Raw genomic sequence first — 20312 nt, 5'->3', positions numbered from 1 at the left:
AATTTTTCAGTTTCTTACCTTGTCTCTTTTATTAAATTGACTTAAAATAATATTATGGATATAAAGGCAGAAATTCAAAAATTAGCAAAAGAAATTGGTATTTCTAAAATTGGTTTTACGACGGCAGATAACTTTGATTATTTGGAAAAGTCATTGCGTGCTTCTGTGGAAGAGGGGCGCAATTCAGGATTTGAACATAAAGTCATAGAGGATCGTATCTACCCTGAAAGGCTTTTAGAATCAGCTAAAACGATTATTTCAATTGGCGTTGCTTATCCTCACAAACTTCCTCAGCAACCTCAAAAAACACCTTATAAACGAGGAAAAATTACACCTAATTCGTGGGGGCTTGATTATCATTATGTGGTCGGCGAAAAGTTAGACAGACTATCAAAAGGCATTGAAGAGCTCTGTCGAGATTTTCCTTTGCAACAAAAAGCAATGGTCGATACTGGAGCTTTAGTTGATACTGCAGTTGCCCAAAGAGCAGGTATTGGTTTTATAGGAAAAAATGGTCTAGTTATTTCTAAAGAATATGGCTCTTATATGTTTTTGGGAGAATTAATTACCAATTTAGAGATCGAGCCAGACAAGCCTGTCGATTATGATTGTGGTGACTGTCGTCGTTGTCTAGATGCCTGTCCAACTTCTTGTTTAATTGGTGATGGCTCAATGAATGCCAAGCGTTGTCTATCATTTCAAACCCAAGATAAGGGAATGATGGACATAGAGTTTCGAAAAAAGATTAAAACAGTTATCTATGGTTGTGATATTTGCCAAATTTGCTGTCCTTATAACAAAGGTATAAATAATCCATTGGCGACAGAGATTGATCCTGAGTTGGCTCAACCAGAATTAATACCATTTTTGAGTTTATCAAATGGACAATTTAAAGAAAAATTTGGTATGATTGCTGGAAGTTGGCGAGGTAAAAATATTTTACAGCGTAATGCTATTATTGCGCTAGCAAATGCTCATGATAAAACCGCAGTGGTCAAATTAATAGAGATTATTGATAAAAATAATAACCCTATTCATACTGCAACAGCTATATGGGCATTGGGAGAAATTGTCAAAAAACCAAACGATGAGATACTGGAGTTTATGAGTAATTTAACCTTAAAAGATGAAGATAGCCGAAAAGAGTTGGAATTAATCCGTCATAAATGGCAATTTTAAGCCTTTTATGGTATTTTTAAGAACCTTATGATAAAATAAAACAGATTAACAAAGATTGGAGAAATCTCATGGAAGTGGCTGAAATTCGCCAAAAAATAGTAGAAAATAAAGAGAAGTTGACTAGCTTCAGGAGGTCTCTTTGACTTAGATCGTTTGGAAGAGGAGATTGCTCTTCTTGAAAATCAAATGACTGAGCCAGACTTTTGGAATGACAATATTGCAGCGCAAAAGACATCTCAAGAACTGAATGAGTTAAAAGGTAAGTATGATACTTTCCATAATATGCAAGAATTATCTGACGAAACAGAACTCTTACTTGAGATGCTTGACGAAGATGATTCTTTGAAAGAAGAATTAGAAGAAAATCTAATGCAGCTAGATAAGATAATGGGTGCTTATGAAATGACGCTTCTCTTATCTGAGCCTTATGACCACAATAATGCTATCTTAGAAATCCATCCTGGTTCAGGAGGAACTGAAGCGCAAGATTGGGGAGATTTACTCTTACGAATGTATACCCGTTTTGGCAATGCTAATGGTTTTAAAGTAGAAGTATTGGATTATCAAGCAGGGGATGAAGCTGGTATTAAATCGGTTACCCTCTCTTTTGAAGGTCCCAATGCTTATGGTTTGTTGAAATCAGAAATGGGAGTTCATCGCCTCGTTCGTATATCACCTTTTGATTCGGCTAAACGTCGTCATACCTCATTTGCTTCAGTTGAAGTGATGCCAGAGTTAGATGATACGATTGAAGTAGAAGTACGTGATGATGACATTAAAATGGATACTTTCCGTTCCGGAGGAGCTGGTGGTCAGAACGTCAATAAAGTATCAACAGGTGTTCGTTTGACGCATATTCCAACTGGAATTGTGGTATCGTCTACCGTTGACCGTACTCAATATGGGAACCGCGATCGCGCTATGAAGATGTTGCAGGCTAAGCTATATCAGTTAGAACAAGAAAAGAAAGCACAAGAAGTAGATGCTCTTAAGGGTGATAAAAAAGAAATCACTTGGGGAAGTCAGATTCGTTCTTATGTTTTCACCCCTTATACGATGGTGAAGGATCATCGTACTAACTTTGAGCTTGCTCAGGTAGATAAGGTTATGGATGGAGAAATCAATGGCTTTATTGATGCCTACCTTAAGTGGCGCATTGAAGACTAAAAATAATGAAGGAGAAACATGGCACTAATAGAAATGTCTGGTGTTACTAAAAAGTATCGCCGTTCAATAACTGCCTTGAGAAACTTAAATTTATCAATTCAGCAAGGTGAGTTTGTGTATTTAGTTGGTCCGTCAGGTGCTGGTAAATCTAGCTTGATTCGCCTCCTATACCGTGAAGAAAAATTAAGTTCAGGTAGATTAAAGGTAGGGGAATTCAATCTCAATAAACTCAAACGTCGTCAAATTCCTATTTTACGTCGTAGTATTGGAGTTGTCTTCCAAGATTATAAATTACTACCAACAAAAACAGTTTATGAGAATGTTGCGTTTGCGATGCAAGTTATTGGAGCTAAGCGCCGTCATATTAAAAAACGCGTGCCAGAAGTTCTAGAATTAGTAGGTTTAAAACACAAGATGCGTTCTTTTCCAACACAGTTATCTGGTGGAGAACAACAACGTGTGGCAATTGCACGTGCGATTGTTAATAATCCAAAATTATTAATTGCAGATGAACCTACTGGTAATTTGGATCCAGAAATTGCTTGGGAAATCATGCATCTATTGGAACGTATTAACCTTCAAGGAACGACTGTTTTGATGGCAACACACAATAGTCAAATTGTTAACACACTTCGTCATCGTGTCATTGAGATTGAAGCAGGTAGCGTTATCCGAGATGAAGAGAAGGGAGAATATGGTTATCATGATTAATTTCTTTAGACATTTCTGGGAATCGCTTAAAAACTTGAAACGTAACTTTTGGATGACTTTTGCTTCTGTAACATCAGTTACCATAACCTTACTTCTTGTAGGCTTGTTTTCATCAGTTTTACTGAATGTTGAAAAGTTAACAACTGATGTTTCAGGTAATTTTACTATCAGTGCCTTTTTAAATGTTGACTCAACGGATGCTCAAAAACAAGTCAAAGATAAGGACGGAAAGCTAAAAGATAATCCTGATTATCATAAAGTTTACGACAAAATTAAACGTATTTCTGGTGTAGAGAAAGTCACTTATTCAAGTAAAGCTGAACAATTAAAAGAAGTTCAAAAAGAGTATGGTTCAGATGTTATTGATGATACCTATAAAGATGCTTTGTTAGATGTTTACGTAGTTGGGACAAGTTCTGCAAAAGTTTCTAAGAGTGTCAGTGAAGCAATTGGACGCATTGAAGGTGTTGATTATACTAAAGAACCTATTGATTCAACAAAACTATCTAATCTCACAGATAACATCCGTATATGGGGATTTGGTGGTGTTGCCTTATTAATTGTCCTTGCTATCTTTTTGATTTCAAATACTATTCGTATGTCGATTATGTCACGCCGTACAGATATTGAAATCATGAGATTAGTTGGCGCTAAAAATTCTTATATTCGAGGACCGTTCTTTTTTGAAGGTGCTTGGGTAGGGATTTTAGGGGCTATCGTTCCATCGCTGATTTTCTATTTTGGTTATCAATTTGTGTTTAACAAGTTTAATCCAAAATTTGAGACAAGCCATGTTTCATTGTATCCTATGGATATTATGGTTCCAGCAATTATTGGTGGTATGGTGATTATTGGTATTATTATTGGCTCACTTGGGTCTGTCCTATCAATGAGACGTTACCTTAAGATTTAATAAAAAGAGATGAAATCTATTTCATCTCTTTTTATTAATTGTAGATATCATGTTAGTGGATAAAATTCGAAATAAACGTAGCCAATTGTTTTTCAGATGATTTGTGAGAAAGGGTAGCTTTACCATCCCCTTTTTGATGTCCGTAGTTACCAAATCGGCTATGGTTTCCTCCGACAATAGTTCGAAAAGTACTTGAATTTGGGAGGCGTTTTTTAGCTTCCTCATATTTTTCCCAGTTTAAAATATGATCATTACTTGCTGTAATGGAGAGTACTCTTAACTTTTTATGAGATAGGTCGGATTTACGTGAAGGGTAGGAAGCTAATAATATGAGCCCTCTAACAGGGGCTACTTTGGCATTTTGGCTAGCAACAACTCCTCCTAAAGAATGTCCAGCAAGGTAAACATTAGTTAAGTGGTTCTGATTAATAATTGTTTTAGCTTTATGAGGCGATAAAACTGGCAAATTTAAAGGTGTCTTCAAAATATAGGTATTATACCCTTTGTCAGCTAAATCTCTAGCAAGTTGAGAATAAGCTTCTTCTTCCACAAGAGCCCCTTGATAGAAAATAATATTTGCTTTTACCTTACCCTTGCTTCTAAAAAGAAGGTAGTTCTTATGGTTTGTAGCGGTTTTAGCAATTCTCCTAGCTAATGGGGAGGCTTGGTAAGTATTGAAGTAAATGGTCATCCCGACGGCCATTAAAATAGCAAGGATACTTGTTGTTAACCAAAGAAAAATAGAGTGACGTTTTATGTTCATTGGAAGAAAGGATTAAAGTTTTTTTCGTGGCCAATAGTTGTATTCATGCCATGGCCTGGGTGAACACTATAATGACTAGGTAAGGTGAATAGTTCTTGACGAATACCAGTAATGAGGTCCTCAAAGTTACTGGTAGGTAAGTCAGTACGACCGATAGTTTCACGAAATAGAGCATCGCCAGTAACGACTAATTCATCTGAGTGGAAAACAAACGAGACTCCTCCCCAAGAATGACCAGGTGTTGGTAAAACTGTGAATTCAAAACCATTTAGTTGATAGGGTTGCTTTAATTTAAAAAAGTTCTCTGCCGGTCTTGCTATAACATTAATGATATCATCATGACGGCCTAACCCAGATAAATTATCATCTGGGGAAGATAGCCAAGCGGCTTCTTTTTCTGAAACATAAACAGGTGGATTATCAAAAGTATCTCTGACCAAATCTAAACTAAAAATATGATCATAGTGAGTATGAGTTAAGAGGATAGCCACTAAAGGTTTTTCAAAGGATTTAATTTTAGCAATAATTTCTTGGCCATTGCTCCCTGGATCAATGAGGATAACAGCTTGATCATTAACGAGGTAATAAGTATTTTCACCAGCAATGTGGTTTATTGTTTTATAGATTTTCATAATGATAGTGTACCAAAAAATCAAGACTTTGTTAAAAAAAGAGTGGCGGAAAATAAATGGCAACTAGTTTCAGAAAATATGGGATCTCACAGCAATTTCTTGACACCGTTTTCATAAAGGTGTATCATAAAAGTAATCAATAAGCCAAGCCTAAAGCTGAACTTAGTTTAAGAACACTGACTTTTTGAGAGCAACCTAATTGGTTGACTAAAGAATATGAGGTGGAAGATATGTCAAAAGTTGCTATTGTTACTGGTGCTGGTCAAGGAATTGGATTTGCTATTGCGAAACGTCTTCATGCAGACGGCTTTAAAATAGGCGTTTTAGACTATAATGAAGAGACTGCTCAGGCTGCGGTTGATAAACTATCACCTGAGGATGCTGTTGCAGTTGTAGCAGATGTTTCAAAACGTGATCAAGTTTTTGATGCTTTCCAAAAAGTTGTAGATACTTTTGGTGATTTGAATGTTGTTGTTAACAATGCAGGTGTTGCCCCAACAACTCCTCTTGACACTATTACTGAAGAGCAGTTTGAAAAGGCTTTTGCAATCAATGTCGGAGGAACTATTTGGGGAAGCCAAGCAGCTCAGAAACATTTTAGAGAATTAGGTCATGGCGGAAAAATTATAAATGCAACTTCACAAGCAGGATGTGAAGGGAATCCTAATTTGACTGTTTATGGTGGTACAAAATTTGCAGTTCGTGGTATTACACAGACTTTGGCAAAAGATTTAGCATCAGAAGGAATCACAGTCAATGCTTACGCACCAGGTATTGTTAAAACACCTATGATGTTTGATATTGCCCATGAAGTTGGTAAGAATGCAGGCAAAGATGATGAATGGGGTATGGAGCAGTTTGCCAAAGATATCACTTTGAAACGCTTGTCTGAACCAGAAGATGTTGCTAATGCAGTAGGCTTCTTAGCGGGAGATGATTCAAATTATATCACTGGACAAACAATAGTTGTCGATGGGGGTATGGTATTCCATTAAAAATGATTAATGCTAACACTGTGAGTTTCACTCACAGTGTTTTTTATATTTCTTAAAAAATTATCTTATCTTGGTTATTGGAGTGATGGCATCTTTGAGGTATAGTCATGTTTTGTTTTATAGATATAGCGTGCTATAATAGACTTACTATGACCCAGAAAAAACTTAGAAAATATGCAGTAGTTGACTTGGAGGCTACTGGAGCAGGTCCCAATGCTTCTATTATTCAGGTTGGGATTGTTATTATCCAAGGAAATAAAATTATTGATAGTTATGAAACAGATGTTAATCCTCATGAATCTTTGGATGAGCATATTGTTCATTTGACAGGTATTACGGATAAGCAGTTGGCTAAAGCTCCGGATTTTGGTCAAGTGGCGCATCACATTTATCAATTGATTGAAGATTGTATTTTTGTTGCCCACAATGTAAAGTTCGATGCAAATTTATTGGCTGAGCAACTATTTTTAGAAGGCTGCGAGTTACGTACACCAAGGATAGATACAGTAGAATTATCACAAGTATTTTATCCCTGTTTAGAAAAATATTCTTTAGGGGCATTAGCAGAAAGCTTAAATATTGAATTAACAGATGCGCACACTGCTATTGCAGATGCAAGAGCTACAGCACAGTTATTCATTAAGTTAAAAGCTAAAATTAGTAGTTTACCTAAAGAAGTGTTGGAGACCATTTTAACATTTGCTGATAATCTTTTGTTCGAATCCTATTTATTGATTGAAGAAGCTTATCAAGAAGCTGATTTCGTTAATCCTAAAGAATATTATTTCTGGCAAGGATTGGTCTTAAAAAAAGAAAAAGCTGTTGGAAAGCCTAAGAAATTATCTAGTGATTTTCAAGTTAACATGGCTTTGTTAGGTATGGATGCTCGCCCTAAGCAAGTTGTTTTTGCTGACTTGGTTAAAGCGCATTTTAATGATCAAACAACAACGTTTTTAGAAGCTCAATCAGGACTTGGTAAAACATATGGTTATCTCTTGCCTTTATTGGATCAGTCTCAAAAACAACAAATAATAGTATCTGTTCCAACAAAGATTTTGCAAGATCAAATAATGGCTAAAGAAATAAAGCACATTCAAGAACTTTTTCATATTCCCTGTCACAGTATCAAAGGACCGAGAAATTACTTGAAGTTAGATGCGTTTTATAAGAGCCTCCAAGTGCAGGATCGAAATCGATTGATAAATCGTTTTAAAATGCAACTGCTAGTGTGGTTGACGGAAACGACTACAGGTGATTTGGATGAAATTAAACAAAAACAACGATTAGAATCTTACTTTGACCAGCTAAAACACGATGGAGAAGTGACTCAATCATCACTTTTTTATGATCTGGATTTTTGGAAACGCAGTTATGATAAAGTTGCACAAAGTCAACTTGTTATTATCAATCATGCTTATTTTCTTGAGCGTGTTCAGGATGACAAAGATTTTGCAAAGGGGAAGGTTTTAGTTTTTGATGAAGCTCAGAAACTTGTTTTGGGACTGGAAAATTTTTCTCGTGGGCAACTTGATATTAGTCACCAATTGCAGGTTATTCAAAAAATAATTGATAGTTCTATTCCATTATTACAAAAGCGCCTTCTGGAAAGTATCTCTTATGAGCTAAGTCATGCAGTAGAACTTTTTTATCGTCATAATTCTTTTGAATTTTCAGAGACCTGGTTGAAACGTCTAAAAAATAGTATAAACGCTTTAGAAGTAGTAGGATTAGATGAGTTACAAACTTTTTTCACAGCTACTTATACTAACTATTGGTTTGAAACTGACAAAGTCAATGAGAAGCGTTTAACCATTTTACGTGGGGCGAGAGAAGATTTTCTTAAATTTTCAAAGTTCCTCCCCCCCACAAAAAAGACCTATATGATATCAGCGACTTTACAAATCAGTCCCAAAGTCTACTTGTCAGATCTTTTAGGAGGATTTTCAAGTATAAGTACAGAAAAGATAGCGCATGAGAAAAATGCCAATCAGAAAGTATGGATTGATACCTCTATGCCTAATATACTTGATTTATCACCGGAACAGTATGCTTACGAAATAGCCAAGCGTTTACAAGATATAATGACGTTAAAGCAGCCTACCTTAGTCTTATTAACTTCTAAACAGACAATGTTTATGGTATCTGATTATTTGGATAAGTGGGAGATAAAACATCTTACTCAAGATAAAAATGGCTTAGCTTATAACGTTAAAAAACGTTTTGATCGTGGAGAAAGCAATCTTCTTTTAGGTACAGGATCTTTTTGGGAAGGTGTTGACTTTGTACATCGTGATCGTCTTATTGAAGTTATCACGCGATTGCCTTTTGATAATCCCAAAGACTATTTTATCCAGAAACTATCGCAGAGTTTAACAAAAGAGGGGAAAAACTTCTTTTATGACTATTCTTTACCAATGACTGTCTTAAAATTAAAACAGGCCTTGGGACGTACTACAAGGAGAGAAGAACAAAAGTCAGCGGTAATTATTTTGGATAGCAGATTGGTTATTAAATCTTATGGACAAACCATCATGCATTCTCTTGGTAGAGATTTTGAAATTTCTAAGGAAAAAATTAACAAGGTCTTGACTGAAATGGCTAAATTTTTGATATAATGGTAAAGATCATTGTCTAAAAATAAGATTTTGACAGTGCGACTCAAGATTAAATAATAGTAGTACGTTGATAAAAGGAGGAGTAATGACCTATTTGTCAGAACGTGTACTCAATATGGAAGAGAGTGTTACTTTAGCTGCGGGAGCTAAAGCAAGAGAACTCAGAGTACAAGGAAGAGATATTCTTAGTTTAACTTTAGGGGAGCCTGACTTTGCTACTCCTAAAAACATTCAGCAAGCGGCTATTGAGGCTATAACAGATGGACGTGCAAGTTTTTACACACCATCAAGTGGTTTGCCGGAGTTGAAGTCAGCAATTAATGCGTATTTTGAACGTTTTTATGGCTACTCCCTTAAACCTAATCAGGTGGTTGTGGGAACTGGTGCTAAGTTTATCCTTTATACTTTCTTTATGACAGTACTGAATCCCGGTGATGAAGTAATTATTCCGACTCCTTATTGGGTATCTTATGCTGATCAGATTAAGATGGCTGAAGGTAAGCCAGTTTTTGTCACAGCAAAAGAAGTTAATCACTTCAAAGTAACTGTGGAACAGTTAGAAGCTGTTAGGACTGATAAGACAAAAGTCATACTTCTTAATAGTCCATCAAATCCTACAGGTATGATTTATAAAGCTGAGGAGTTGGAGGCTATTGGAAATTGGGCAGTCGAACATGATATCCTAATTTTAGCAGATGATATTTACGGTCGATTGGTTTACAATGGCAATATTTTTACCCCTATTTCAAGCCTTTCAGAGTCTATTCGAAACCAAACGATAGTCATAAATGGAGTTTCTAAGACTTATGCGATGACAGGTTGGCGTGTTGGTTTTGCAGTGGGTAATCATGATATTATAGCGGCAATGTCTAAAGTAGTCAGTCAAACAACTTCTAACCTTACGGCTGTCTCACAGTATGCTACTATTGAGGCTTTAAATGGTTCTCAAGAGTCATTTGAAAAAATGAGGCTAGCATTTGAAGAACGCCTTAATATCATTTATCCATTGTTGTGTCAGGTCCCTGGGTTTGAGGTTGTTAAACCACAAGGTGCTTTTTATCTTTTCCCAAATGTTACAAAAGCAATGGAAATGAAAGGATATACGGATGTTACAGCATTCACGGATGCCATTCTTGAAGAAGTTGGACTTGCTTTAGTAACGGGTGCTGGTTTTGGAGCGCCGGAAAATGTTCGTCTGAGTTATGCTACAGATCTTGAAACCCTTAAAGAAGCTGTTCGTAGACTGCATGTCTTTATGGGAAGTAATGAAATTAATTAAATAAAAATAGAGAGAAACTTATGTCAAAAAAACTTATTTCAATTGTTGATGTTAAAGATTATGTTGGTCAAGAAGTTACTATTGGTGCTTGGGTTGCTAACAAATCAGGTAAAGGTAAGATTGCGTTTGTACAGTTGCGCGATGGTTCTGCCTTTTTCCAAGGTGTCGCTTTTAAACCAAACTTCATTGAAAAATATGGTGAAGAATCAGGTCTTGAAAAATTTGACGTTATTAAACGTCTCAACCAAGAAACATCTGTTTATGTAACAGGGATTGTTAAAGAGGATGAACGTTCAAAATTTGGCTATGAGCTTGATATTACTGACCTTGAAGTCATTGGAGAGTCACATGAATATCCTATAACTCCTAAAGAGCATGGGACAGACTTCTTGATGGACAACCGTCATCTTTGGTTGCGTTCTCGTAAACAAATGGCTGTTATGCAAATTCGTAACGCTATTATTTATTCAACTTATGAATTCTTTGACCAAAATGGTTTTATCAAATTTGATAGCCCAATTTTATCAGAAAATGCAGCAGAAGATTCAACAGAGTTATTTGAAACAGACTATTTTGGGAAACCAGCATTTCTTAGCCAATCTGGTCAATTATACCTTGAAGCTGGAGCAATGGCTCTAGGCCGAGTTTTCGACTTTGGTCCAGTCTTTCGTGCTGAAAAATCTAAAACACGTCGCCATTTAACAGAATTTTGGATGATGGATGCTGAGTATTCTTTCTTGTCACATGAGGAATCACTTGACCTCCAAGAAGCTTATGTTAAAGCATTGATCCAAGGCGTTCTAGATCGTGCGCCTCAAGCACTTGATATTTTAGAACGTGATGTTGAGGCTCTCAAACGTTATATCGCAGAGCCATTCAAGCGTGTTTCTTATGATGATGCTATTACACTTCTTCAAGAGCATGAAGCAGATGAAGATACAGATTATGAACATTTAGAGCATGGTGATGACTTTGGTTCACCACATGAAACTTGGATTTCTAATTACTTTGGAGTGCCGACATTTGTAGTGAATTACCCAGCAAGCTTTAAAGCATTTTATATGAAACCAGTTCCTGGAAATCCAGAACGCGTTCTTTGTGCTGATCTTCTAGCTCCAGAAGGTTATGGAGAGATCATTGGCGGCTCAATGCGTGAAGACGACTACGATGCTCTTGTGGCTAAAATGGATGAACTAGGTATGGATAAATCAGAATACGACTTTTACCTTGACCTTCGTAAATACGGCTCTGTTCCTCATGGCGGTTTTGGTATAGGTATTGAACGTATGGTAACTTTTGTTGCTGGTACCAAACATATTCGCGAAGCTATTCCATTCCCACGTATGTTACATCGTATCAAACCATAATAAAAAAGCGCTAGCTAGTGCGCTTTTTTATTATGGTCTTTAGAATCGTTGGTTAATTAAATTGGGACTATGTTTTTTTAACAATGTGATTGTCGAAAAGACAAGGATAAGACTGATTAGTCGATCCATATAATCTGTTCCAACTTGAACAAGTATCAAACTACTTGTCATGTCTAATCCAATTCCATGTAAGAATTGTGCTATAATACTTGAGCCACTAGAGGTAATTCCTTTAAAAAGGATAACTGTTATAACTGAAGCAATAATAGTTCCTGGTAAAGAAATAATCAGTGATTTCCACAATAGGCTAGAGGGTTTACAATTCCTTTTAATCAAGATACCCGTAATGATAGCAACCACGATGGCGACTGGTGAATAATAAAGTGAAAAAATATCAGTAGTCATCCAATTGATGAGTGCACTGAGAAAAGCAGTGCTGGCAGCGTACCATGGTCCCAGGATAACTGCTATTAACAATGTACCTATAGTATCTAGATAGATAGGTAGGCGTAAAAATAGAGCTAAATTAGCCCCAACAAGGTTGATGGCGATAGCGATTGAGATAAATGAAATTAAACGAGCAGGTGATTTTGTCATTTGTTAAGTCCTAACATTTCTAAGTCTTCAATGATGACTGAATTTTGTGCATGTAATAGGACGGTCATAAAATCATTCCAAAATAAATTAGTATTGACTGAGGTTAAAATCTTACTGTTAGCATCTTTTTTATAAAAATGATACTGATCTACAATTGTTTGTCCCATGGCGATTCCGTGACAAGCAACATCGGTATAGCTATCAAAACCAGTAGCGATATTTTCATTAACAAAGTAAGCAATAGCTAAAGGATCATTTATCACACATCCAATAATATGCTCATATTGCCAGTGAAAATCGAAGTAGAACTTTGTGATTTTTTGGATAAAACTTGATACGTCTGGATTAATACGCTCCATATAAGATAAATGATTGGGGGTTAATACAATATGACGTGTGATGTCTAGTCCAACCATCTCTATTTTTTTGTCAAGGTTTTCAAATACATATTGTGCAGCATGAGGATCACACCAATAGTTGTATTCAGCAACTGGAGAACAATTGCCATGTGATTTAAAACTTCCTCCCATGCTAATAAATCGCTTGCAATGTTTGCCTAATTTGGGATTAGTTTGTAAGGCTCGAGCGATATTGGTCAGAGGTCCGAGAGCTATAATAGAAGTATCATTTTTGTGTTCAAAATAGTTTGCTAAAAAACAATCTGCTGATTCTTCTTGAAAGATAATTGGTTGCGCCAATGTAAAGTTATTCTCTCCAAGGCCATCCATTCCATGAGTATCCTGAGCAGATACAAATTCACGTTGTAAAGGCAAGTTATCACCAACATAAACTGGAATGTCGTGACGGTTTAGTAATTCAAGCGTTACAAAGGTATTCTTTAGTCCTAGCTCAACAGGCGAATTGCCTGCTGTTATAGTAATAGCAACAACTTCTAACTTAGGATGCTGAATAGCATACATCAGTGCTAAGGTATCATCAATACCGGGATCGCAATCGATAATAATTTTTTCTTTATTCATTTGTCTCCTTTCTTTTAATATTAGTGAATGTTCTATGCTTTTATGAAACTATTAACAATAGTCATGGCAATAAAAAAGATCTTGGCAGTTACCAAGATCACACGAAAAAATGAATTTAGTTTTCTAAATTCAATCATATTTTCAGTCACTTAGTTTTTTATTCTGGGAAGTTTTCGAACCAGTCCGAGAAATACTCGATTATGCACGTGTTTTATTATAATATGAAAGCACTAACTTGTAAAGATTCAAACTGACCATTTAACAGTGTCTAGATTGATTGTTTTAGCATTTGAAATTAATTTTGAAATCGGACATCTGCTGTGTGCTTTGTTAACGATTAGCTTACTATCAGATAATGACAGTTTTTCAATACTAGCAACAGCGTTAACTTGGAAATAAAATCCCTTACCTACTTGCTTTTCCTTCATGAGCTGGCAAGTAACATCAACGCGAGATTTTAGGTCTTTGAATCCTTTTTGTTCTAAAATAGCTTTTATAGTTGCATTTAAACATGTTGACCATGCTAAAGCAATTAATTCCTCAGGATTAAATCCTGGTAAATGATTTAAAGGGTGATTGGTCTCCACAATTTTTCCATTGGAGAGATAAACTTTTCCATCAACGCCTTGAGTGTTTGATGAGGTTACTTCATAAAGCATAATAAACTCCTTTGGGTCTAGTTTACCAAATTTGGGAGCATTCCGACAAGATTTTACTATTTAGAATGAGTTTCTTTTCCTCTGAAGTAAAATCCTAATTGCTAGCCATTTGTGGTATAATGGCATAAAACATAAGAGAAAGAGGTAATCGTAATGTCAGACGAACAAATCAAACTTGTGATTGTAACAGGTATGAGTGGGGCAGGAAAGACAGTGGCTATTCAGTCATTTGAAGATTTAGGATATTTTACAATAGATAATATGCCGCCTACTCTAGTGCCTAAGTTTTTAGAATTAGCAGCACAATCAGGAGATACAAGCAAGATTGCTATGGTAGTTGACATGCGTAGTCGTCTTTTCTTTAGAGAAATTAACTCTATTTTGGATAGCCTTGAAATTAATGATAATATTAACTTTAAGATTCTATTTTTAGATGCTACTGACACCGAGCTAGTGTCACGATATAAAGAGACACGTCGTAGCCACCCTCTTGCTGCCGACGGCAGAGTGTTAGATGGTATTTCTCTAGAGAGAGAACTATTAGCACCGCTTAAAAGTATGAGTCAGAACGTTGTGGACACTAGTGAATTAACACCAAGACAACTACGTAAGGTCATTTCTGAAGAATTCTCAAATCAAGATAGTCAAAGTTCTTTTCGTATCGAAGTTATGAGTTTTGGTTTTAAATATGGTATACCTTTGGATGCGGATTTAGTATTCGATGTGCGTTTTTTACCAAATCCATACTATAAACCAGAATTAAGAGATAAGACAGGTTTAGATACTGAGGTTTATGACTATGTCATGAGTTTTGATGAATCAGATGATTTTTATGACCATCTTCTTGCCTTAATAAAGCCAATCTTACCAGGCTATCAAAATGAAGGGAAATCTGTTTTGACTGTGGCAATCGGATGTACAGGTGGGCAACATCGTAGCACCGCTTTTGCTCATAGATTATCAGAAGATTTAAAAGCAGATTGGACAGTTAATGAAAGCCATCGTGATAAAAATAAGCGTAAGGAGACGGTAAATCGTTCATGAGAAAACCTAAAATAACCGTTATCGGCGGAGGAACGGGAATTCCAGTTATTTTGAAAAGTCTTCGCTTAGAAGATGTTGAGATTACAGCGGTTGTCACGGTTGCAGATGATGGTGGTTCGTCAGGTGAGTTGCGCTCAGTTATGCAACTAACACCACCAGGAGATCTAAGAAATGTTTTGGTTGCCTTGAGTGATATGCCGAAGTTTTACGAACAAATTTTCCAATATCGTTTTGCAGAAGGTGATGGAGATTTTGCAGGTCATCCTTTAGGAAATCTTATTATTGCTGGTGTTGCTGAAATGCAAGGTTCAACTTATAACGCTATGCAGAGTTTAACACAGTTCTTTCATACAACAGGAAAGATATATCCATCTAGTGAACATCCGCTCACTCTGCATGCTGTTTTTAAAGATGGCCATGAAGTGGTTGGAGAGAGTCAAATAGCCGATTATAAAGGCATGATTGACCATGTGTATGTCACTAATACTTATAATGAAGAGACTCCTACGGCCAGCCGCAAAGTTGTTGATGCAATTTTAGAAAGTGATATGATTGTGTTGGGTCCAGGGTCACTTTTCACCTCTATTTTACCTAACCTAGTTATTCCAGAGATTAAACAAGCTCTTTTAGAAACTCGGGCAGAGGTAGCTTATGTATGCAATATTATGACACAACGTGGTGAAACTGAGCATTTTACAGACGCAGACCACGTTGAAGTATTGAAACGTCATTTAGGACAAGATGCTATCGATACAGTTTTGGTTAATATTGAAAAAGTGCCAGAGTCTTATATGGAAAACAATCATTTTGATGAGTATTTGGTACAGGTTGAACATGATTTTTCAGGGCTTAGAAAACATGCCAGACGTGTCATCTCGTCTAACTTTTTAAAATTAGAAAAAGGTGGAGCCTTCCATCATGGTGACTTCGTTGTTGAGGAACTAATGAATTTAGTAGGAACACATTTATGAGTTTTACAGTAAAAGTCAAAGAAGAGTTGCTAGGTCATAAGAGTGAAAATAAGATGGAACTGTCAGCTATTATCAAAATGTCAGGTAGTTTAGGATTAGCTAACCACGGCCTCAACCTTTCTATTACCACAGAAAATGCTAAAATTGCTCGTCATATTTATAGCATGTTAGAAGAACATTATCATTTGCAGCCAGAAATCAAATACCATCAAAAAACGAACTTACGAAAGAATCGTGTGTATACTGTTTTTATTGAAGAAAAAGTTGATGTTATTCTTGCTGATTTGAAGTTGGCTGATGCTTTTTTTGGTATTGAAACTGGTATTGAACACTCTATATTGGACAATGATGAAAATGGAAGAGCTTATCTCAGGGGAGCATTCTTATCAACGGGTACTGTTAGAGAACCTGATTCTGGAAAATATCAACTAGAAATTTTTTCTGTTTATCTAGACCATGCACAAGACTTAGCTAATCTTATGAAAAAATTTATGTTAGATGCAAAGGTTATTGAACATAAACATGGAGCAGTAACTTATTTGCAAAAAGCAGAAGATATTATGGATTTCTTGATAGTCATTGATGCCATGGAAGCTAGAGATGCTTTTGAAGAGATTAAAATGATACGTGAGACACGTAATGATATTAACCGTGCTAACAACGTTGAAACAGCTAATATTGCTAGAACAATCACAGCTAGTATGAAGACTATCAATAATATTATCAAGATTATGGATACTATTGGTTTTGATGCACTGCCTAGTGATTTAAGACAAGTAGCTCAGGTGCGTGTGGCTCATCCAGATTACTCTATTCAACAAATAGCAGACAGTTTAGAAACGCCTCTGAGTAAGAGTGGCGTTAACCATCGCTTACGGAAAATAAATAAAATTGCAGATGAATTATAGAAGGAGATATTAGCATGGCTTGTACAACAATATTGGTTGGTAAAAAGGCTTCTTATGATGGTTCGACTATGATCGCTAGAACGGAAGACTCTGTTAATGGCGATTTCACACCCAAAAAATTAAAGGTAATGACATCTAAAGATCAACCGCGTCATTACAAATCAGTTTTATCAAATTTTGAAGTAGATTTACCAGATAACCCACTTCCTTATACTTCAGTACCGGACGCATTGGGAAAAGATGGTATATGGGGTGAAGCCGGTATTAACAGTAAAAATGTAGCGATGAGTGCTACAGAAACTATTACAACGAATTCCCGCGTTTTGGGTGCAGATCCTTTGGTTTCAGATGGTATAGGGGAAGAGGATATACTCACTTTAGTGCTTCCCTATATTCAGTCAGCGCGAGAAGGTGTGGAGCGTTTAGGTGCTATTTTGGAAAAATATGGAACCTATGAATCAAATGGTATTGCTTTTTCAGATACCGAAGAAATATGGTGGTTAGAAACAATTGGTGGGCATCATTGGATTGCTCGTCGCGTACCTGATGATGTTTATGTTACTAATCCTAACCAACTAGGAATTGATCATTTTGAATTTAATAACTGTGATGACTACATGTGCTCTAGTGATTTGAAAGAGTTTATCGAACAATACCATTTAGATTTGACCTATTCTAATGAGCATTTCAATCCTCGATATGCTTTTGGTAGCCAACGTGATAAAGATCGTCATTACAACACACCAAGAAGTTGGGCAATGCAGCGTTTTTTAAATCCTGAAATTGAACAGGATCCACGTAGCTTGTTTATTCCCTGGTGTCAAAAACCTTACCGAAAAATTACTGTTGAGGATATTAAATATGTGTTGAGTGATCATTATCAAGACAGTGTGTATGACCCATATGGACCAGAAGGGGATGCGGTAAGTAGGAGAGCTTTTCGTTCAGTTGGTATCAACCGAACTAGTCAAACGTCTATTCTACAATTACGACCAAATAAATCACTTGAAACGACAGGTGTTCAATGGTTATCTTATGGCTCTATGCCATTTGCAACCATGGTGCCGTTGTTTACACAAGTTGAGACTGTACCAGACTATTTTTCGAATACAACCAAGGATGCTTCAACAGATAATTTTTATTGGACCAATCGTTTAATTGCAGCTCTAGCAGATCCACACTTTTATCAACATGAAGCTGATATTGAAAGCTATATCGAGAGAACGATGGCCCAAGGACATGCACATATTAACGGTATTGATAGAGAAGTTGCTGAGAATAAAGAGATTGATTTTCAACAGAAAAATCAAGAGATGAGTGACTATATTCAAAAAGAAAGCCAAGAATTGTTAAATCGTATTCTATTTGATGCAAGTAATTTAATGACAAATCGCTTTTCAATGGGAGATTAAAAAACTCGGAATATTTTCCGGGTTTTTTAAGATAAAAACGCTTGCATAAGTATATAAAACTTGCAAAAAAAAAATATCGTGCTATACTTTACTAGTAAAATATTAACCGGTAAATAACGGGTTAAATAAAAAGGAGAAAAAATGAGAAAGAAATTTCTTTTATTGATGAGCTTTGTAGCTATGTTTGCAGCTTGGCAACTTGTTCAAGTTAAACAAGTTTGGGCTGATAGTAAACTTAAAGTGGTAACAACTTTTTACCCAGTTTATGAGTTTACAAAAAATGTCGTTGGTGATAAAGCTGATGTATCTATGTTAATTAAAGCAGGTACAGAGCCGCATGATTTTGAACCATCAACTAAAAACATCGCTGCCATCCAAGATTCAAATGCTTTTGTTTACATGGATGATAACATGGAAACTTGGGCTCCAAAAGTAGCTAAGTCAGTTAAATCCAAAAAAGTAACAACTATTAAAGGTACTGGCGATATGTTACTTACTAAAGGCGTCGAAGAAGAAGGTGAAGATCATGAACATGAAGGACATGGTCATGAAGGGCATCATCATGAACTTGACCCACACGTATGGTTGTCTCCAGAACGTGCGATTTCTGTTGTAGAAAACATCCGTAATAAATTTGTCAAAGCTTATCCAAAAGATGCAGCTTCATTTAACAAAAATGCAGATGCTTACATTGCAAAATTAAAAGAGCTTGACAAAGAATACAAAAATGGTTTGTCAAATGCTAAACAAAAGAGTTTTGTGACTCAACACGCAGCGTTTGGTTACATGGCGCTTGATTACGGTTTAAATCAAGTTCCAATTGCTGGTCTTACTCCAGATGCAGAACCTTCATCAAAACGTTTAGGCGAATTAGCTAAATACATCAAGAAATATAACATCAACTACATTTATTTTGAAGAAAATGCTTCAAATAAAGTTGCTAAAACTTTAGCAGATGAAGTTGGCGTGAAAACAGCTGTGCTTAGTCCACTTGAAGGACTTTCTAAAAAAGAAATGGCAGCTGGCGAAGATTACTTCTCAGTTATGAGACGTAATTTGAAAGTTCTTAAAAAGACAACAGATGTTGCAGGTAAAGAAGTAGCTCCTGAAGAAGATAAAACTAAAACAGTTGAAACAGGTTACTTTAAAACTAAAGATGTTAAAGACCGTAAATTGACAGATTACTCTGGTAATTGGCAATCAGTATATCCTCTTCTTCAAGATGGAACACTTGATCCAGTTTGGGATTACAAAGCTAAATCTAAAAAAGATATGACTGCTGCAGAGTACAAAAAATATTATACAGCAGGTTACAAGACTGACGTAGAATCAATCAAGATTGATGGTAAAAAACATCAAATGACCTTTGTACGTAATGGTAAATCACAAACATTTACATACAAATATGCAGGTTACAAAATCTTAACTTATAAAAAAGGTAATCGTGGAGTACGTTATCTCTTTGAAGCTAAGGAAAAAGATGCTGGTCAATTCAAATATATCCAATTTAGTGACCATGGTATTAAACCGAATAAAGCTGAACACTTCCATATCTTCTGGGGTTCAGAAAGCCAAGAAAAATTATTTGAGGAAATGGAAAACTGGCCAACATACTTCCCAGCTAAAATGTCTGGACGTGAAGTTGCCCAAGACCTTATGTCTCATTAATATTTGAAAGATGATATCGGATACGATATCATCTTTTTTTCTTCGTACGTGATAGGCTCAAACATAGAAAAAAGCACTTCTAATAGAAGTGCTTTTAAAATTAATGCTATGCTTATTGAGCAGCGTTTGCGTCTTTGAGACCATATTTTTTGTTGAAACGGTCCACACGTCCATCTGCTTGAGTGAATTTTTGACGTCCTGTATAGAATGGATGTGAATCTGATGAGATTTCCACACGGATAAGTGGGTAAGTTTCACCTTCGAATTCTACTGTTTCTTTAGTTGATTTAGTTGAACCACTAAGGAATTTGTAACCTGTAGTTGTATCTAAGAAAACAACTGGACGATAATCTGGATGGATGTCTTTTTTCATCTTTAAAAATTTCCTTTCTGCCATAACTCGTCTGAGTCATAGTTATTAACTACTCTATTCTATCAAATAAGAATAGCCT

Annotated in this window: 19 protein-coding genes and 1 riboswitch; of the genes, 13 read left to right on the top strand and 6 right to left on the bottom strand. The window is 36.0% G+C overall.

The features are described from left to right. Nucleotides 1-54: 54 nt before the first annotated feature. From queG to ftsX, 4 genes are all read left to right on the top strand, one after another. A complete protein-coding gene (gene queG, locus HMPREF2818_RS09225) occupies nucleotides 55-1179 on the top strand; it encodes a tRNA epoxyqueuosine(34) reductase QueG (protein ID WP_000351633.1) in 1125 nt (374 codons plus the stop codon). 68 nt (nucleotides 1180-1247) lie between these two features. After that, nucleotides 1248-2346, top strand: a protein-coding gene (gene prfB, locus HMPREF2818_RS09220; protein ID WP_011324939.1) for a peptide chain release factor 2 whose coding sequence is annotated in 2 segments (ribosomal slippage) — nucleotides 1248-1319 and nucleotides 1321-2346 — 1098 coding nt in all. Because the reading frame shifts where the segments join, the coding sequence is not laid out codon by codon here. A gap of 18 nt (nucleotides 2347-2364) precedes the next feature. Beyond that, nucleotides 2365-3057 carry a cell division ATP-binding protein FtsE gene (gene ftsE, locus HMPREF2818_RS09215; RefSeq protein WP_001173882.1) on the top strand — a complete coding sequence of 231 codons (693 nt, stop codon included), beginning with the start codon at nucleotides 2365-2367 and terminating at the stop codon, nucleotides 3055-3057. Beyond that, nucleotides 3041-3970 carry a permease-like cell division protein FtsX gene (gene ftsX, locus HMPREF2818_RS09210; protein ID WP_000236202.1) on the top strand — a complete coding sequence of 310 codons (930 nt, stop codon included), beginning with the start codon at nucleotides 3041-3043 and terminating at the stop codon, nucleotides 3968-3970. The genes ftsE and ftsX overlap by 17 nt, the downstream gene beginning before the upstream one ends. A 52-nt stretch (nucleotides 3971-4022) precedes the next feature. Here ftsX and HMPREF2818_RS09205 read toward each other — a convergent pair whose 3' ends face one another. After that, nucleotides 4023-4733, bottom strand: coding sequence for an alpha/beta hydrolase (locus HMPREF2818_RS09205; protein WP_001022575.1), 711 nt, complete (start codon nucleotides 4731-4733; stop codon nucleotides 4023-4025). Further along, complete coding sequence (locus HMPREF2818_RS09200) at nucleotides 4730-5365, bottom strand: MBL fold metallo-hydrolase (protein WP_000708402.1); 636 nt, start codon at nucleotides 5363-5365, stop codon at nucleotides 4730-4732. Before HMPREF2818_RS09200 ends, HMPREF2818_RS09205 begins: the two co-directional genes overlap by 4 nt. A 230-nt stretch (nucleotides 5366-5595) precedes the next feature. Between HMPREF2818_RS09200 and HMPREF2818_RS09195 the strand changes: the two genes are divergently transcribed. From HMPREF2818_RS09195 to asnS, 4 genes are all read left to right on the top strand, one after another. Continuing rightward, nucleotides 5596-6360 carry a (S)-acetoin forming diacetyl reductase gene (locus HMPREF2818_RS09195; RefSeq protein WP_000048144.1) on the top strand — a complete coding sequence of 255 codons (765 nt, stop codon included), beginning with the start codon at nucleotides 5596-5598 and terminating at the stop codon, nucleotides 6358-6360. A gap of 149 nt (nucleotides 6361-6509) precedes the next feature. Then, entirely contained in the window at nucleotides 6510-8975 is a 2466-nt protein-coding gene (locus HMPREF2818_RS09190) for a bifunctional DnaQ family exonuclease/ATP-dependent helicase (RefSeq protein WP_000192263.1), read from the top strand. A gap of 85 nt (nucleotides 8976-9060) precedes the next feature. Next, nucleotides 9061-10254, top strand: coding sequence for a pyridoxal phosphate-dependent aminotransferase (locus tag HMPREF2818_RS09185; RefSeq protein WP_000221826.1), 1194 nt, complete (start codon nucleotides 9061-9063; stop codon nucleotides 10252-10254). Between the two features lie 20 nt (nucleotides 10255-10274). After that, nucleotides 10275-11621, top strand: a complete 1347-nt coding sequence (gene asnS, locus HMPREF2818_RS09180; RefSeq protein ID WP_000038470.1) for an asparagine--tRNA ligase — start codon at nucleotides 10275-10277, stop codon at nucleotides 11619-11621. A gap of 39 nt (nucleotides 11622-11660) precedes the next feature. Here asnS and HMPREF2818_RS09175 read toward each other — a convergent pair whose 3' ends face one another. The 3 genes from HMPREF2818_RS09175 to HMPREF2818_RS09165 all read right to left on the bottom strand — a co-directional run bounded on the left by HMPREF2818_RS09175 (nucleotide 11661) and on the right by HMPREF2818_RS09165 (nucleotide 13857). Continuing rightward, nucleotides 11661-12218 (bottom strand): ECF transporter S component, encoded by a 558-nt coding sequence (locus tag HMPREF2818_RS09175; protein WP_000167491.1) that lies wholly within the window; start codon nucleotides 12216-12218, stop codon nucleotides 11661-11663. Next, complete coding sequence (locus tag HMPREF2818_RS09170) at nucleotides 12215-13198, bottom strand: nucleoside hydrolase (RefSeq protein ID WP_001031097.1); 984 nt, start codon at nucleotides 13196-13198, stop codon at nucleotides 12215-12217. The genes HMPREF2818_RS09175 and HMPREF2818_RS09170 overlap by 4 nt, the downstream gene beginning before the upstream one ends. Before the next feature lie 143 nt (nucleotides 13199-13341). After that, a riboswitch (PreQ1 riboswitch) is annotated at nucleotides 13342-13386 on the bottom strand. Between the two features lie 57 nt (nucleotides 13387-13443). Further along, nucleotides 13444-13857 (bottom strand): OsmC family protein, encoded by a 414-nt coding sequence (locus HMPREF2818_RS09165; RefSeq protein ID WP_000965180.1) that lies wholly within the window; start codon nucleotides 13855-13857, stop codon nucleotides 13444-13446. A 153-nt stretch (nucleotides 13858-14010) separates the two neighbouring features. Here HMPREF2818_RS09165 and rapZ point away from each other — a divergent pair, with 153 nt between their 5' ends. From rapZ to HMPREF2818_RS09140, 5 genes are all read left to right on the top strand, one after another. Next, nucleotides 14011-14901 (top strand): RNase adapter RapZ, encoded by an 891-nt coding sequence (rapZ, locus tag HMPREF2818_RS09160; protein ID WP_001278846.1) that lies wholly within the window; start codon nucleotides 14011-14013, stop codon nucleotides 14899-14901. Next, nucleotides 14898-15872 carry a YvcK family protein gene (locus HMPREF2818_RS09155; RefSeq protein WP_001231102.1) on the top strand — a complete coding sequence of 325 codons (975 nt, stop codon included), beginning with the start codon at nucleotides 14898-14900 and terminating at the stop codon, nucleotides 15870-15872. Before rapZ ends, HMPREF2818_RS09155 begins: the two co-directional genes overlap by 4 nt. Then, a complete protein-coding gene (gene whiA, locus HMPREF2818_RS09150) occupies nucleotides 15869-16780 on the top strand; it encodes a DNA-binding protein WhiA (protein ID WP_000011316.1) in 912 nt (303 codons plus the stop codon). Before HMPREF2818_RS09155 ends, whiA begins: the two co-directional genes overlap by 4 nt. 14 nt (nucleotides 16781-16794) lie before the next feature. Continuing rightward, nucleotides 16795-18192 (top strand): C69 family dipeptidase, encoded by a 1398-nt coding sequence (locus HMPREF2818_RS09145; protein ID WP_000752455.1) that lies wholly within the window; start codon nucleotides 16795-16797, stop codon nucleotides 18190-18192. Nucleotides 18193-18333: 141 nt separating this feature from the next. Further along, nucleotides 18334-19860, top strand: a complete 1527-nt coding sequence (locus HMPREF2818_RS09140) for a zinc ABC transporter substrate-binding protein AdcA (protein ID WP_001227401.1) — start codon at nucleotides 18334-18336, stop codon at nucleotides 19858-19860. 112 nt (nucleotides 19861-19972) lie between these two features. Here the strand turns inward: HMPREF2818_RS09140 and HMPREF2818_RS09135 are convergent, their stop codons facing one another. Then, nucleotides 19973-20233: a type B 50S ribosomal protein L31 gene (locus tag HMPREF2818_RS09135; protein WP_000710757.1), complete on the bottom strand. Its 261-nt coding sequence runs from the start codon at nucleotides 20231-20233 to the stop codon at nucleotides 19973-19975. Nucleotides 20234-20312 lie beyond the last annotated feature (79 nt).

This window comes from Streptococcus sp. HMSC076H09 (genome assembly GCF_001811765.1).
Classification (GTDB): domain Bacteria; phylum Bacillota; class Bacilli; order Lactobacillales; family Streptococcaceae; genus Streptococcus; species Streptococcus agalactiae.
Note: the sequence above shows the minus strand (reverse complement) of the source record. Positions and strands in the feature narration are given on the sequence as shown.